Source organism: Winogradskyella luteola, assembly GCF_019203985.1.
Classification (GTDB): Bacteria; Bacteroidota; Bacteroidia; order Flavobacteriales; family Flavobacteriaceae; genus Winogradskyella; species Winogradskyella luteola.
This window is the reverse complement of the sequence record NZ_JAGSPD010000045.1, coordinates 1-639: the sequence shown is the minus strand read 5'-3', so window position 1 is coordinate 639 and position 639 is coordinate 1. Positions and strand designations below refer to the sequence as shown.

The 639-nt window shown below is 33.3% G+C and carries 1 protein-coding gene; it reads right to left on the bottom strand.

What is annotated here, in order from left to right; translation table 11 throughout:
• The coding region (locus KCG49_RS16350; protein WP_218548029.1) for an FG-GAP repeat domain-containing protein at window positions 1-599 on the bottom strand (599 nt) is incomplete at its 3' end.
• Window positions 600-639: the final 40 nt, after the last annotated feature.

Genomic DNA, 639 nt, shown 5'->3' with positions numbered 1-639 from the left:
CCATCGGATAAAAAGGTGTGAATCCTTGTCAAGTTATTGGTGTAGTAATAAACCCAAGCGATATCATCATAACCGTCGTTATTGAAATCACCTGAAACTACACCTTTAATTGCATCACCATTTGTTCCATTCGAAGAGTACCAACCATTATCTCCTTGATATATAAATTTTGTGCCATCAGATATGAATGTATGTATTGTTGTTTTATTGTTTGCATAGGCATAAACCCAAGCGTAGTCTATTTTATTATCGCCATTAAAATCTCCAGAAACATATCCTTTTACCACCTCTCCATTTACACAATTAATTATCGGAGGACATACTCTTGCACTAAAACTACAAGAAAAAAAATTGGTTATTTGTTCACAACCATTAAGTTTTATACAAACAGCGTCTTCGTAATTACCTCCTGATTTAAATTCCCAATCGTTAATTGCTGTATTCATTGCTTCTTCTTGTGTAGCTCCGTTCCCATTCCCAGTAAAACACGGACGTTGACTTTCATCTGGACAGTTTTCATTACATTTTTCGCAAGATTCTTCACAATTTGAAACTAAAATGGTCAAAAGTGCAATAGTAAGTAATTGAATTGTTCTCATATTATTCTCTTTTAGTTTGTTGTTAAGTTTAATTATGCCT